This is a genomic window from Pedobacter xixiisoli, assembly GCF_900215335.1.
Lineage (GTDB): Bacteria > Bacteroidota > Bacteroidia > Sphingobacteriales > Sphingobacteriaceae > Pedobacter > Pedobacter xixiisoli.
Window position 1 is genome coordinate 661,120 of record NZ_OCMT01000001.1, and the last position, 16,245, is coordinate 677,364.

Here is a 16,245-nt window from a genome sequence, read left to right on the forward strand (position 1 = left end):
CCGAGCATATCGCTCGGCATTTTTTTATTAACCCTCTCTGGCTACGCCATCTCTCCCTAAGAGGGAGAGAGCAACGATATGCTTATCTGAAACTTTTTGCTATTCTCTCCCTCTCAGGGAGATATCCAGATTTATCGGGAGAGCGGGTTGTTTAACTTATATCGCCTTCGTCATTTCTTTCAAAAACGCCTTTTCATCCTCATTTAACAACCGACTTACTTTCTCGTAAACCTCTTCATGATATTGGTTTAACCAATTGATATGTGAAGCTTCTAGTAATTCTTTTTTCACTAAAGTTGTATCAATAGGAGCAAGGGTTAGGCTTTCAAAAGCATAAAATTCATTGAACTCATTGCGCTCATCTTTAACGGTTAAAACCAAGTTCTCAATACGAATACCGTGTTTGCCGTTGCGATAAATTCCTGGCTCAATAGAAGTGATGGTGCCTAATTCAATAGCAATTGGTGTTGCCGAAGCATTAAACACATGCGGACCTTCGTGTACGTTTAAATAATAACCCACACCGTGGCCAGTACCATGACCGTAATTCAAGGCGTAATCCCACATTGGTCTACGAGTAATGGCATCTATCTGATAGCCGCAAGTTCCTTTCGGGAAACGGGTTTTACAGCCTTCAATCATTGCTTTCAGCACTAAAGTGTAATCTGTACTTTCTTCATCGGTATTATTTCCCATTGGAATCACACGGGTAATATCTGTAGTGCCGTAAAGATACTGACCACCAGAGTCTACCAAAAATAAACCGTCAGCTTCAACAGCTACATCGCTCTCTGGCGTGGCTGCGTAATGAGGTAAAGCACCGTGAGCTTTGTAACCCGCAATGGTATTGAAACTTTCACCAACAAAACCATCCTGCTCTGCTCTAAAGTTTTTCAAAACCTCTGCCGCAGAAAGTTCGGTAATCTCAACTTTGCCTACATTTTCCTTCACCCACTTAAAGAATTTGGTCATTGCTGCACCATCTTTAATCATCGCTTTGCGGGTATTGGCAACCTCAACTTCGTTTTTAATGGCTTTTAAATAAGTAGATGGATTGGTTTCTATCACTTTTTGCACACCTGCTGCTACCTGTTTATACATATAGTAACAGTTGCGTTTAGGGTCGATTAAAATATTGCTATTTGCAGGTAAAGCTTGTAAATCAGCAGCTAGAGCTTCGTAAGTCGCAATCGTTACTCCTTGATGAGCTAAAGTCGCCAAATCAGCAGCAGTTAATTTATTGCTATCGATGTAGATAGTTGCCTTATCTTCAGTAATTAGTGCAAAACTCAACACTACTGGATTATAGCCTACATCTTGCCCTCTTATATTGAAAATCCAAGCCATATCATCTAATGAAGACACCAAATGATAAGCTACACGTTGTTTTTTCAATGAAGCTCTAATTGCTGCTAGCTTGCTCGGTACCGATTGTCCTACTACTTCATCAGCTAATAAAAAAGCTGGTTCAGCAGGCAAAGCAGGTCTATCGTTCCAAATTTGACCCACGTAATCTTGGTTCTCGAAACTGATATTTTTGAATGCCAACTGCTTCTCTAACTGTAGGCCTAAAAGAACGGAAACTGTTTTTTCGTCGAAAGCAATTTTAGCACCTTCTGGTAGTTTTTCGCCTAACCAATCGATATACTCGGCCATGCCTTGGGCATTCAATTTCACTAATTCAAAGCCACTTCCTTCTAATTGTTCTTCGGCCTGTACGAAATACCTTGAATCTGCCCATAAACCAGCAAAATCTTCGGTAATTACTACTGTACTCACAGAACCTGTAAATCCGGTTACGAAAGGGATACTCTTATAAAAATCGGGTAAATACTCGCTAATATGTGGGTCTGCCGAGGGAATAATATAGGCTGCAATGCCATCTTTTTTCATTAAACTGCGAATGGCAGCTAACTTTTCTAAATGTGTCATTTGTATAATATGTTAGTATTTCAAAGTAATGGATAATTTTTCAGTTTTCAGTTTACAATTGTCAGTTAACATTTAAAGGAATGACCAATGCGCATTTAACAATTTTTAGTTGGCAGTTAGGCAATCAACCATGAGCAGCAAATAACCAATAATCAAATTTCAATAACCAAACATTTCCTGTCTTCCGAACTTTCCGTATTAGTAGTTCTCAATTTGCAATTATCAATCAACTATGAACCATCAACTATCAGCAAAAATAACCGATATGCAAAAACAATAATCAATCAGCAAAGTTTTACCAATGAACCAATGAACCAATGAACCAATGAACCAATGAATCAATGAACCAATTCCACCAACAAAAACTAAATTTGAATGTTAATCACCAACTATGTATCAAGACCACACCACCACCGAAATCGATAATTTTTTAACCAAATCTCAAGTAGCTTTTTATCAGTACAAAAACTCATCACTTAAAGAACGAGCTAATTTCATGCGTACAATTGCTTTAGAAATTGAGGCTTTGGGAGAGGAATTGATTGAAACTGCTGCTGCGGAAACTCACCTGTCGGAAAAGCGATTATATGCAGAACGGAAACGTACCATTTTCCAATTGAATAGCTACGCCAATGCAGCGGAAAGAGGCGATTGGTTAGAAGTACGTATTGATATAGGTAGTGCAAGTGCTACTCCTCCAAAACCTGATTTAAGAAAGATGTTGGTGCCTTTGGGGCCAGTGGTTGTTTTCGGCGCTAGCAATTTTCCATTCGCCTATTCAACTGCTGGTGGCGATACGGCTTGTGCCTTTGCGGCAGGTTGTCCCGTAATTGTGAAAGCACATCCTGCACATGTAAAAACTTCAACGTTGGTGGCAAAAGCAATTTTGTCTGCGGTAGAAAAATGTAAAATGCCAGAAGGGATTTTCGCCCATGTTTATGGTGCTGACTTTAAAATAGGAACATATTTGGTTAAACACGAAGCCGTAAAGGCAGTAGGGTTTACAGGTTCTTACGGCGGTGGTAGGGCTTTGTTCGATTTAGCAAACCAACGTAAAACACCAATCCCTGTTTTTGCAGAAATGGGTAGCATTAATCCCGTGTTTTTATTGCCAAATAAGTTAGAAAATGACCATCAATGGATTGCAGAACAAATGAGTCGCTCCATTACTCAAGATATGGGGCAGTTTTGTACTAACCCAGGTTTAATAATAGCCGTTAAAAGCGATGCTTTAGGTCTGTATATCAAACAACTGGTACAAAACATCGAAGAAGTACAACCTGCAAGAATGCTACATAAGGGCATCGCTAAAAGTTTTACTGAGAATAGAAACAAGGCAATCACACAAGATGATGTAGAAGTGATTTACGAAAATGAAATCCAAACAGATGATGAAAAAGGCATTGTTACCATCGCTACGGTTTCAGGAAAATCATTCTTGAATAACCATCAATTGCATGAAGAGGTATTTGGTCCCTTTTCTTTACTTGTAATTTGTGAAGATGAAAAGGAACTTTTAACAGTAGCAGAAAGCTTAGAAGGTCAGTTAACAACTACCTTAATGGCAACAAAGTCAGATATTACTCACCATTCGCAACTGCTCAACATACTTAAAGAAAAGTGCGGCAGATTGGTGCTTAATGGCGTTCCAACTGGGGTAGAAGTGGCTTTGGCAATGCATCACGGTGGCCCATTTCCTTCGTCGACAGATAGTAGGTTTACCGCAGTAGGGGCAGACGGGATCAAGCGCTTTGCTAGGCCAGTGAGCTTTCAAAACTGGAACGATGAATTTTTGCCAGATGAACTGAAAAATGAAAATCCATTAAACATTTGGCGTACGGTAAATAATGAATTGACAAAGAATGTGATTTTAGAAATATGAGCCACAGATACACAGATGTCGTATTTTTATTCGGTTATATTGTAGCATAATCGAAAATTGATCTGTGCATCTGTGGCAAAACAATCTTAATTAATATTTAATCTATAGAAATAGTAGTCTTTTAATAAATATTGCTAATTTTGAATAATTGACGGTTTTTACCGAAAGTTTTAAGATATGCAATTACAAATTAATCAAGCTTTAGCTGCTAATTCAATACATTATCCAACAACAGCTGCGAAAGATATTGTGCTTTTGCATGGTTTGTTTGGTAACCTCAGTAATTGGAAAGCAGTACAGCAAGAACTCTCTCCAAATTATCAGGTGTGGACACCACAATTACCTCTTTTCAACCACTTTCTGGGAGGTGGATTAAATAAACTGGTAGATTTTTTGGAGGATTATCTTCAAGAACATCAAATTAAAAATCCCATACTAATTGGTAATTCTTTAGGCGGCCATGTGGCATTGCTTTATACCTTAAAATATCCTGAAAAAGTAGAACGTTTGGTACTTACTGGAAGTTCTGGTTTGTACGAAAATTCTTTTGGCGGCACTTTTCCTCGTGTAAAAGATTATCAGTACATCAAACAGAAAATAGAAGATGTTTTTGATAGGAAGGAAGTGGTAGACGAGGAAATGGTATCTTATGTATTTGATATCGTACAGCAAAAATCTAAAGCTTTGTCGGTAATTATGCTAGCTAGAGATGCACAAAAGCAAAACCTGAAAGAGCTACTTCATTTTATTAAAATCCCCGTTTTACTGATTTGGGGATTACAGGATATTGTTACCCCGCCAGAAGTTGCGGAAGAATTTTACCAGTATTTACCTAATGCTACGCTGCACTATATAGATCGTTGTGGTCATGCGCCAATGATGGAGCAACCCGAACTTTTTAATGGTTACGTAAGTAATTTTCTAGCATCTTAATATGGAAAAGATAAATTATCTGGCTTTTGCCATACCTGCTTTTTTCTTGTTCGTATATTTGGAATATATGTTGGCTGTAAGCAAAAAGAAAGCATATTTATTTAAGTACGAAAGCTCGGTTTCTAATATCAGTATTGGTATCGCAGAGCGATTATTGAACCTTTTCATCGCTGCCAGTTTTTATGAGTTGTTCAATTATGTTTATCAGCATTATGCTGTGTTTAACATTCCAAACGCCTGGTGGGTATGGGTTTTACTCATTCTAGCTACAGATTTTGTTTGGTATTGGTATCACCGATTAGGGCACGAAGTTAATTTCTTGTGGGCAGCACATATTGTACATCATCAAAGCGAGGAGTTTAATTTAACGGTTTCGGCACGTATTACTACTTTTCAGGCTTTAATTAGAGGTGTTTTTTGGTGTGCACTGCCATTTTTAGGCTTTCATCCGTTAATGGTTACCGTAATTTTAACAGTGCATGGTGCCTATTCATTTTTTACGCATACGCAGATGATTGGCAAATTAGGATGGTTAGAAAACATACTAATCACGCCATCGCTACATGGGGTTCACCATGCCAGTGATGATAAATATCTCGACAAGAATTATGGAGATGTATTTACGTTTTGGGATAAAATGTTCGGTACCTATCAGAAAGAAGAAGAGGCACCTACTTACGGTTTAACGCATCCAATAAAAAGCCACAGTTTTTTATGGCAGCACTTCCATTATTATTTGGAGATTATAGAGGCTTGCAGTAGAACATCAGGATTTGCCAATAAAATTAAAGTGGTTTTTGGCAGTCCAGCGTTGTTAGATCAGGATATTAGGCCAGCGTTAGAACGTAGGTTTTTGCAACATAAAGTAAAAGCACCTGCTAAATTTAAATTAAAGGGTTATATCAATATACAGCTCGTATTGAGTGTGATATTATTGACCACAACAACAGCTTTTTGGTCGTATTTAAATTTGGCTGATGGGATTTTAATTGCGCTGTTTGTACTCATCACTCTAATTAATTGTGGCGCATTGTTAGAGCAACGCCGCTGGATTTATTACCTAGAATGTGTAAGGCTTATTTTCTTATTTGGATTTGTCTTCTACAAACTCGATTGGGTAGAATTGATATTCTTGCCAACAATAGTCCTTATTATTTTGGAGAGAACCTTTGCATTGAGCAGTTTGTATAAAAACTACGTTTTGCGTTACGAAGAAGGGTGATGTAATGGTTAATTGTAAATGATAAATTATTAATGACAAGCGATATTTAAAGCATTAACAATTAACGATTAATCATTATAAATTATACTTCTGCTTTGTTTGGTACTATTAAAACAGGACAGGCAGATTTTCTAGCCACGTGTTCGGCTACACTACCCATTAAAAAGTGATTGATGCCAGTTCTGCCGTGTGTGCCAATCACAATTAAATCTGCACTCCATTCTTCCGATTGTTGCAAAATACCATTGGTTGCGGTATCGAGCACCGATAAATAAGTGGTTTTTCTATCGTTACCAAATTTTGCTTCTATTTCTTTGAGTAACACATGGCTATTTTCTAGACTATTATCATATAAATCCACAATAGCTGGTGTAAAACCAAAGTCTGGATTGGCGATTGGCGGAGCTGGTTCAACGATGTTTAACAAAGCTACCTCTGCACCATATAGCGCAGCCATTTCATATCCGGCTTTTGCCGCTTTTTCTGCCGAAACACTATTATCTACTGCAATTAAAATTCTTTTATAATTCATGGCGTTGTATTTTTGTTTCCACTAAATAACAAATTGTAAGCTATAAAGTTTCCCACAAAAGGGCATAAAATAGGCTGATTTTTATCACATATTTAAGTACTTTTATTGCAATTCATTTTTTATTATGGAAATATATCACGTTTGTCGCATTGCCGTAGCACCTCTCAGAAAAGAACCATCTGACAGAAGCGAAATTGTTTCGCAATTGCTTTTCGGCGATAGAGTAATCTTAGTAGAAAAAACTGAAAAATGGTGCTTCGTTAAAACACATCATGATCATTACGAAGGCTGGATGGATTACAAGCAGTTGCAAAAAATCACTGCCTTGCAATATAATGATGAACAGAGCTATCAATACCTTGCCGCACTAACTTTCGATAACCGTTTAGTGGATGATGCAGGAACAACCTATTATTTGAGTCCAGCAAGTACCTTGCCTTTTTACCAAGATGGCTACTGCTATTTGGGCGAAGAAAGGTTTGAAGTAAAAACTGAACCAATCCTTCCTAATTCGGCTGATTTTGCAGCAAAAATAGAAGAAACAGCCAAGTTCTTTTTGAACTCGCCTTATTTATGGGGTGGTCGTACGTTTTTTGGTATTGATTGCTCTGGGTTTGTACAAGCCGTTTATAAATTATTGGGTTTAAGTTTGCATAGAGATGCTTCTCAGCAAGTGGAGCAGGGAGATTTAGTAGATTTCCTAGCTTCGGCAAGATTAGGAGATTTGGCTTTCTTTGATAACGAAGAGGGAAAAATTACCCATGTTGGTTTGATGTTGAGCAATGACAAGATTATACATTCGGCTGGTAAAGTACGCATAGACCCCATAGATAACCAAGGAATTTATAACCTAGAGTTGGATAGGTATACGCACAAATTGAGAGTGATTAAAAGATTTGTTTAGGTAATAGGATTTAGGTAAAAGGTATTAGGTTTTAGTGAATATACCAAGATCAAGAAAAACTAAACCCTAATGCCTAACCCCTAGCCACTAATAAAGTTCCTTCATCAATTTCTCAAAATTCTCTTTCAGTTCTGCTAATTCGGTCTCTAACTTAGCTACTCTTTCTTCTAATGCAGAATTAGACCTAGCTGGAGTTTCATCTGTAGCAAAATCCTCTTCGTTAAATTCTACATCACCGCTAAATAGGTGTGCGTAACGTTGTTCTTTTTGTCCAGCTCGTTTGGGTAGTTGTTTGATATAGCCTTCGCTAGCCAATTTTTCCAAAGTTTGGTTTACTTCTTCTAAAGTTTCAAACTCGTGTAACCTGCCAGAGTTGGTATTGATTTCTCCAGGCGTTTGTGGTCCGCGAAGAAACAAAAGGCACATTACCGCTACTTCCGAAGGTAAAAGTGGATAAACGATAGCAAAATTATGCTTGTACTTGGTAGCTCTGCTCGAGCCTCCCATAGCAGTAGACATCAAACCGCCTATTTTCAATGAATTTAATGCCGCACCAATGGTTTCTTCGTCATAATTAACCACAGGTTTCCTTGATGTTTTCTGGTTACAGGCCGAAACTAATCCGTTCATGGTCATTGGGTAATAGTCGGGCGTAGTCCTCGCTTTTTCCATTAAGGAACCTAGAACTCTAATTTGTTCGGCAGTAAGTACAGGTATTTTTATTTCGTTGTCCATTTGGCTAATTTAATCCATCAAAACCTAAAAACAAATAATAAATAACATGTAACGAAATATATATACAGCACAGGCAAATACTAAAAAAAGATAAAGAGACGCAGTAAAACTGAAAATGATTAGTTTTATTTATTGTTGATTATGGAAAATCTACATCTATGACATCAATTAATAAACTCATTGCTTATGAAATTACGCTTACTCATTCTTTCTGCTTTTCTTACGTTCAACGCAGTAGCTCAAAATAAACTTTCTAAAAGTAAACAGGTTAGCGATGCTACATTTGTTTATAAAATTACCGACAAAGAGGCAGTATTTTTGCTAAAAGACAAGAAAGTAAACGAAAGTTTTTATCATACATTAACTAGTTCTGATTATTATAAAGAATACCTGAAAAAGAATTTGCCTTTCGGGAATTATTTGCTGGTAAATGCAAGTGGTGGTTCATTAAATACAGTTTTTAAAGCAGAAAATAATGTTTCACTTCAATTTATTAATAATCAGAAAGATTTTCAGTTTTACATTGTAGATGTTAAAGGTAATCTGATTGCCAATGCGTTAGTGGAAATTAATGGTAAAAAAAGAGCCCAGTACGATCGCAAAGCTAAATTATACCGAAGTACATACAGTAAAGAAAATGGTAAGCCTAAAGAAGATGGGCTCATTAAAGTGGTACATGAAGGGGTAAGTAATTTTTTTGAGTACGATTTGGATGATAATAATAGGTATTACGATAGGGAAGAAAGAGAAGATTGGTCGTTTTTTAAAAAAGTAGCTTATGCTTTTCCTGTTAAGTATTTTTGGCGACCATTTAAGAAAATCCATAACAAAAGAAAGACTACCAAGCCTTTGTATGCGGGCTACATGGTTTTTAGCAAACCAATTTACAAACCATTAGATACCGTAAAATTTAAAGCTTACCTCATTAATTACAAGGGTGGGGAGATTAAAAATAAACCAGCGGATGTAGTTTTGAAAGTTGGTGGTAACAAGACTTTGGCTACCATAAATCCTTATAAAAATGGAGGTTACGAATATAGTTTCGTGCTGGCTGATAGTTTGAACTTAAAACTTGATAGAAATTACAGCATAAGTTTAGAAGAAAAAGCCAGAAATAAGAAGAAAGCATTCCATATTGCCAACAATTTCCGTTACGAAGATTATGAGTTAAAAGCACTTGATTTTTCGCTCAGAACGGATAAGGATGTACAAACGAAAGACAGTTTAATCACAGTTTATTTCAAAGCAACTGATGAAAATGAGCTAGCTGTACCAGATGGTAGGGTAGAATTGGTACTAACCACTAACCATGTGAGCTATTATACCGATTACAAAGTTTTTTTGCCCGATACGCTTTGGAAAAAGAACATCACTCTAGAGCCTGTGGGCGAGACAAAATTAGTTTTACCTGCAGATATTTTTCCTAGGGCTAATTTCAGTTTTGATTTAGAAGCTAAATTCCTGAACAGCAATAACGAGGCTAGAACAGCATCAAAATCCTTAACTTATAACGATAGTAATTGGGCAAAAAAAACAAACAAAGCAATCGAAATAAAGTCTGAATTTAAGAAAGACAGTTTAGTTCTTTCTTATTTCGAGAATGGTAAAAGCCAAAGTCAATCATCGAAATTGATTAGTTATACAGCAAATGATATGGTGATAAATTCGCAACAAATCACCTTGCCTTTTAAAGTTAAAACAGATTATCGTGCTGAATATTATGAGGTAGAAACTCCAAAAGACACAACCACAATCTATATCAATAGTTTGAAACCAGAGCTACAAATTAATGCAGTGCAGAATAAGGATAGCCTACGCGTGGTGGTGATAAATGAACATAAAATACCTTTTTGGTACACCATTTTTTCGGATAACAAAGTGTTTTTAAGAGGGTACACTCACCAATTAGATACTTTAATTAAAAACAACAGTAAGAAAGCAAGTCATATTCGAATCAATTACATCTGGGATGAAGATGAGATGACCAATGAAGTAAGTGCTTTTTACAATCTTAATCAGTTAAATTTAAAGTTGGTTGCGCCAGAAATGGTTTACCCTGGACAAAAAGTGAACATGCTGGTACAGGTAACCGATATTAACCACAAACCCGTTGCCGAAACTGATGTTACAGCACAAGCTTTTACCGCGAAATTTAAGGATGCACCTAGCGTTCGTTTGCCTTATTTGGGTCGAAAATATTTGATCCGCAAGCAAAGCAATATTAAGGTAGAGGCAGACGAAGCTTATGGCAGTGTGAGCAAAAATCTAGATAAGCTTGCTTGGATAAAATGGAGCAAAAGTTTAGGCTTGGATAGTATCGAATATTTTAAGTTTACCCATCCAAACCCTACTTATAATGTAATTGAAGCTACTAATGATTCCACCACGCAAGTAGCTCCATTTGTAATGTTAGATGGACAGATTTTACCTGCTAATATCGTTTATATCGATAATGTACCTGTGTTTTTTAGCCAAGCGCAACAACTACAACGCTACTCATTTTTGGTAACGCCAGGTTTGCACGATTTTAAAATACGCACTGCGGATAAATTGGTAACGGTTAAAAATTATCACATCACCGCTGGTAAAAAGACAATTTTTAGTGTTTTGGCAGATACTACAAATAAGTTCTTTGCTGTGAACAAACCAACAACACTCACGCCAGAAGAAAGTCAGGAATTGGATAATTACATGATAAGAATTGCCAATAATTTTAACCTCAACAAAACAACGGTCGCTGCGCAACTAACGGATACTCGTTTGCTGATTAACCCAAATAACCGCAACGACAGAGAACTAGTAGTTGGCCCCATTAGAGAAAATCATTTGACATTCGATAATGAAAAGTGGCACCAAAACTTTATGAAAGAAGCGGGCTATACTTACACTTTCGAGCCAGGTCTGATTAAGCAGAAATCTAATAAGACCAAATACGCATTTGATACCAAATTGTATAATGGAAGTAGTAATGGAAACACCAATATAGCTAATGAGTACGCTTTGAAGAAGAAAGAAATAGACAAAATTTGGACCGATTTTTTGGATTTGCGCAGTCGTACTACAGAACTTTTTAGTATCGATTACACAAACTTAAAAACGTTTGGAAAACTGACGTACCATATAGATACAGCATTTACCAATCATATTCCATACATCAAAAATGTAATTGCTTTTAAACCAAATCAGGCTAATTATTTGCGTATTTACAAAGGCGATGTCAATACAGATAATTACGAAAGTGGAAAATATAAGCTGCTATTCTTGTTGAAAGATAATAGCTACTTCATTACCGATAGTATTTCTGTTAAAGCTAACGGTGCTAATTATTACAAATGGAACAGCTTTAAAATTATACAGGCTGATACTTTCAGCAAGAAATTAGATAGCACTATCAAAGCTACACCAAGTTTGGGTCGCCAGCTTGTTTTAGAAAGGCATCGTCGGTTCTTTAATAACTACCTATTTGATAAAAGTGAACTGAAAAAAACAGTACGAGGGAGGATTTTATCAACCGAAACTAAAAAAGTATTGAAAGGTGTAGTTGTAACGCTTGTGGATTTGGATGTGAGCACTACTAGCAATGCTAAAGGATGGTTCGAATTGAAAACACCTGAGTTAGGAGCTCTGAAAATATCTGCATGGGGCTATTACGATAAAATCGTTGAACTAGGCAATGCAACAATTGGAGATCTATTCTTAGATACGATTGGAAACGAGATAAAAGGAGTGGAAGTTGTTGGTTATCCTTCCATGAAAAAGCAAATGCTGGCTGGTAGTATTGCTGTTTTAAAATCGGAAGAACTAGTGGGGGCTCTAGCGGGTCGTGCTGCCGGTGTACAATTGGAAGAAGCGGTAATATCTGTTAGAGGTTCCAATAGTATCAATGCTAATCAAAAGCCATTAGTTATTTTAGATGGTGTACCTTATGATGGCGATATCAGCACTTTAGATAAAGAAATCGTTAAAGATATCACGATACTTAAAGATGCCAGCGCAACTGCTATTTATGGCTCTAGAGCCGCAAATGGTGTAATCATTATCAAAAGTAAAAAAGGTAATTTGGCTAGCAATGCAACTGGCGAGCTTGTGGCGCAACAGCAAACCCTGCGTACTAATTTTAACGATGAAGGTTTTTGGCAGCCCAAACTAATTACAGATGAAAATGGCATCGCCAAGTTTACGGTGAAATTTCCTGATGACATTACCAAATGGACCACCCGTGTAATGGCGATGAACGGAAATAAACAAACAGGCTACACCGAAGGAAGCATCAAATCATTTAAATCGTTAAGTGCCAACTTCGTTTCTCCACTTTTTGCCGTAACCGGCGATAGCATCAACGTAATTGGAAAGCTGATGAACTACACGCCTTTGGAAGAAACGGGCATTCGTAAGTTCTCCTACAATGGACACGAATTAAGAAATTCTACCGTGAAATTTAAAAACTCGCTGATTGATACCTTGGGCATTGTGGTGAAATCGAAAGATAGCTTAAACTTTGAATATACATTGGCGCAAGAGAACGGTTATTTTGATGGAGAACGTCGAAAAATTCCAGTTTTTGAAGCTGGCGTGAAGGAAACTAAAGGCTATTTTTCAGCTCTGCTAAGAGATACTATTATTAATTATTCGTTTGATAAAAACTTAGGTAAAATTACACTTAGAGCTGAGGCATCGGTATTTCCAACTTTATTGGACGAAATGACCAAACTTCGCAATTATGAGTATTTGTGTAATGAGCAACTGGCATCTAAACTGAAGGCGCTGTTGCTAGAAAAACGTGTACGCAAATATCTCGACCAAAAGTTTACACACGAAAAGGACATCACTTTTATCCTTAAAAAACTACAGCAAAATAAAAAGCCGCAGGGTACTTGGGGTTGGTGGCAAAACAGCGAAGAGCAAATGTGGATTAGCCTACATGTGGTAGAAGCATTGTTGCAAGCACAAAAAGATGGATATGCTGTAGATTTGAATAAACCTTTGCTTCAGCGTTATTTGATAGGTAAATTAACCGAAATGCCAAGCTATAACGACATACAGGTGATTAGGTTATTGCACTTACTAGATGGCAAGAATTATATCAAAGATTGGGTTTTGGCTTACGAGCAAAGGGAATTGGAAAAACAAAAACAGCGTGATGCAAATTTGCCAGCAGAACTTTTAGCATTAAAACAGCGAGAAACGAAAACCTCAGTTTATTCGATTTTAGAAATGATTGAATTGAAACAATTAGCTGGTTTAAAAATAGATTTGACTGCGATGTTAAAGCTTAAAAAACAGACGATGTTTGGTAGTATTTATTGGGGCGAAGAAAACATTCGTTTTTGGGATAACAGCATTCAGAATACTTTATTGGCTTACCGAATTTTAAAAAATGCTGGCGGTTATGAAAACGAATTGGATAAAATAGCACTTTACTTTTTAGAGCAACGTAAAGATGGGCAATGGCGAAATACTTATGAAGCGTCGTTGATTTTAGAAACCATTTTGCCAGCTTTTATGGCTACTAACGCAAAGGCAGAACCTGCATCAATTAAAGTGAACGATCAAGAGCTAACTCAGTTCCCTTTTGATACGACGATAGAAAATGCGACTGACTTAAGAGTGCAGAAGACGGGAAAAACTGCTGTGTACTTTACCGCATATCAGCAGTTTCAAAATCCAAAACCTAACAAAGTTGATAAAGATTTTAAGGTTGCCTCTACTTTAATGCAAAATGGTGCCGCCTCGTCGAAATTAAAAGCGGGAACTACTGCAACGCTAAAGGTTGATGTGGAAGTAAGAGCAGATGCAGATTACGTGATGATTGAAATCCCAATTCCTGCGGGTTGTAGTTACGAAAATAAAATGCAGAATTTTTGGGGTGTAGAAACCCACAGGGAGTATTTTAAGAACAAAACATCAATTTTTTGTACTAAGATGAAACAAGGCAAATACACCTTCGAGATAGATTTGATGCCGCGTTACACCGGTAGTTATGTATTAAATCCCGCAAAAGCAGAGCTGATGTATTTTCCAGTTTTTTACGGCAGGGAAGGAATGAAAAAGGTAGAGATTAAGTAGAGGAATTAATCTCGACATCAACTCGTCATTGCGAGGTACGAAGCAATATTAAAGCACCATACTATAGTAGTAAGATTGCTTCGTGCCTCGCAATGACGAAACCTTATAAAACTGTTTGGGTTTTCGCTAGGCGATAGCGTCTCAAACTTACGTTCAGCTAATTTTCGGTCTCTTATTTTTCGGATAGTATCAATAAGCCAAAGCATATACTTTGAAAGAAAAATAAGCAACCGAGAGTTTTTGTTACTTTTTGCGGTCAAAAAGTAAGAGCCCAGCGGCGGCGAGCTTAACAAATACATTATAATAAATACAGATTAGTCTTTAATTTGAAAAGAGGTTACCCTCACTTTAAATTGCCCTACGTTATCGGGAACGATTGCGCAAATATTTGCGCTTAAATCAAAGTTTTACTAGCATAAATTATGTAGAATTGTTTCGACCAAATGCTAGTAAAGGTGCTTTATGCTTCTCTATTAGCTCAGAAATAACTGAAAAGCTTGTAAAGAAATGATTTTATCAAAAGATAATCTGAAACTAATTGCCACAGAAAATGTGGTTGTCCCAAATGCAGAAATTTTCGAATTACCAGAGAAGGTTTTACAATTTGGAACAGGGGTGTTGTTACGTGGTTTACCAGATTATTTTATCGATAAAGCTAATCGTGAAGGCGTTTTCAATGGTCGCGTGGCGGTAGTGAAATCTACAGGTGCTAACACTTCAGAGTTCGATCAACAAGACTCGCTTTATACGCTTTGTGTTCGTGGCATCGAAAACGGACAACCAGTTTCAGAAAACATCATTTCATCAGCCATTAGCCGAGTTATTGCAGCCGAAAAAGATTGGCAAGCAATTTTAGACATCGCTAAATCGGAAGAACTACAAATCGTGGTTTCTAATACAACAGAGGTTGGTATTCAATACGTAGAAGAAAGCATTGAAAATAATCCACCTTCATCATTCCCCGCAAAATTGCTATCTGTTTTATACGAACGTTTCAAAGCTTTTAATGGCGATAATAGTAAAGGTTTGGTCATTGTGGCTACCGAATTAATTCCTGATAACGGAACTAAGCTAGGCGAAATTGTATTGAAACTAGCGCATTATAATAAACTAGAAGCAAACTTTATCGCTTGGTTAGCACAAGCAAATACTTTCTGTAATTCATTGGTAGATAGAATTGTGCCAGGTAAGCCTGATGCAGAGACTATTCAGGCTTTGCAAGAAGAACTAGGTTACGAGGATGCTTTGCTGTCAATGACGGAACCTTATCGCCTTTGGGCAATTGAAGGTGGCAAGCATGTGGCTGATGTACTTTCTTTTGCAACGGTAGACGAAGGCGTGATCATTGCCGAAGACATCGAAATTTACAGAGAACTTAAAGTGCGTTTATTGAACGGTACACATACCTTAAGCTCGGGTATTGCTTTCCTTTTAGGAATTGATACGGTAAAGAATGCCATGACTCATGAGTTGATGACGAACTACATCGAAACCTTAATGGCCACAGAAATTGGTCCGGCAATTCCGTACGAAGTAGATAAAAAACAAAGCGATGTCTTTGCAAATGCGGTGAAAGACCGTTTTTCCAATCCATCTATCGAACATTTTTGGACAAGCATTGCATTTCAGTACACAATGAAGATGAAAATTCGCATCCTTCCATTGCTACTGAATTACTATAAAATATTTAATCAAGTTCCTGTACATATCGCTTTAGGTTTCGCAGCTTACTTGGCCTTCTCTCGAGTAGAGAGAGAAGAGAATGGTCTATATTTTGGTTTGGATAATGGTGCGAGTTATCGGTTAAACGATGACTCTGCACCTTATTTATTTGAAAAGTACAACCAAAATCCAGATGAATTTGTAGAGCAAGTTTTGACAGATGAGCACATTTGGGGGGTAAATCTAACTCAATTGACAGGGTTTATACCAGAGGTGAAGAACTTATATTTGGAAATCATTAACCAAGGTGCTGCTACTGTTTTATCTAAGTTCACGACAGCTCAGCTTAAAGAAGTTTAGAAAAAATCAAGCTTTCT

At 37.1% G+C, this 16,245-nt stretch carries 9 protein-coding genes; 6 read left to right on the top strand and 3 right to left on the bottom strand.

Going from position 1 to position 16,245, the window contains the following annotated elements:
- Positions 1-156: 156 nt before the first annotated feature.
- Positions 157-1,932, bottom strand: coding sequence for an aminopeptidase P family protein (locus CRO54_RS02645; RefSeq protein ID WP_097128378.1), 1,776 nt, complete (start codon positions 1,930-1,932; stop codon positions 157-159).
- Between the two features lie 391 nt (positions 1,933-2,323).
- Between CRO54_RS02645 and CRO54_RS02650 the strand changes: the two genes are divergently transcribed.
- The 3 genes from CRO54_RS02650 to CRO54_RS02660 all read left to right on the top strand — a co-directional run bounded on the left by CRO54_RS02650 (position 2,324) and on the right by CRO54_RS02660 (position 5,969).
- The gene (locus CRO54_RS02650) at positions 2,324-3,814 is read left to right on the top strand and encodes an aldehyde dehydrogenase (NADP(+)) (RefSeq protein ID WP_097128380.1); all 1,491 of its coding nucleotides are present in this window, start codon (positions 2,324-2,326) and stop codon (positions 3,812-3,814) included.
- 177 nt (positions 3,815-3,991) lie between these two features.
- Positions 3,992-4,747 carry an alpha/beta fold hydrolase gene (locus tag CRO54_RS02655; RefSeq protein WP_097128382.1) on the top strand — a complete coding sequence of 252 codons (756 nt, stop codon included), beginning with the start codon at positions 3,992-3,994 and terminating at the stop codon, positions 4,745-4,747.
- 1 nt (position 4,748) lies between these two features.
- Positions 4,749-5,969 carry a sterol desaturase family protein gene (locus CRO54_RS02660; protein WP_097128384.1) on the top strand — a complete coding sequence of 407 codons (1,221 nt, stop codon included), beginning with the start codon at positions 4,749-4,751 and terminating at the stop codon, positions 5,967-5,969.
- A gap of 82 nt (positions 5,970-6,051) precedes the next feature.
- On the opposite strand, the gene CRO54_RS02665 is transcribed toward CRO54_RS02660, so the two are convergent.
- Positions 6,052-6,501: a universal stress protein gene (locus tag CRO54_RS02665; RefSeq protein WP_097128387.1), complete on the bottom strand. Its 450-nt coding sequence runs from the start codon at positions 6,499-6,501 to the stop codon at positions 6,052-6,054.
- Positions 6,502-6,625: 124 nt separating this feature from the next.
- Here CRO54_RS02665 and CRO54_RS02670 point away from each other — a divergent pair, with 124 nt between their 5' ends.
- Positions 6,626-7,405 (top strand): C40 family peptidase, encoded by a 780-nt coding sequence (locus CRO54_RS02670; protein ID WP_240774996.1) that lies wholly within the window; start codon positions 6,626-6,628, stop codon positions 7,403-7,405.
- A gap of 87 nt (positions 7,406-7,492) precedes the next feature.
- On the opposite strand, the gene CRO54_RS02675 is transcribed toward CRO54_RS02670, so the two are convergent.
- Entirely contained in the window at positions 7,493-8,140 is a 648-nt protein-coding gene (locus CRO54_RS02675) for a YceH family protein (protein ID WP_097128391.1), read from the bottom strand.
- 186 nt (positions 8,141-8,326) lie between these two features.
- Here CRO54_RS02675 and CRO54_RS02680 point away from each other — a divergent pair, with 186 nt between their 5' ends.
- Together CRO54_RS02680 and CRO54_RS02685 are read left to right on the top strand one after the other, a co-directional pair.
- Positions 8,327-14,206 carry an alpha-2-macroglobulin family protein gene (locus CRO54_RS02680; protein ID WP_097128393.1) on the top strand — a complete coding sequence of 1,960 codons (5,880 nt, stop codon included), beginning with the start codon at positions 8,327-8,329 and terminating at the stop codon, positions 14,204-14,206.
- A gap of 507 nt (positions 14,207-14,713) precedes the next feature.
- Positions 14,714-16,228, top strand: coding sequence for a tagaturonate reductase (locus CRO54_RS02685; protein WP_097128396.1), 1,515 nt, complete (start codon positions 14,714-14,716; stop codon positions 16,226-16,228).
- The last annotated feature ends 17 nt before the right edge of the window (positions 16,229-16,245 follow it).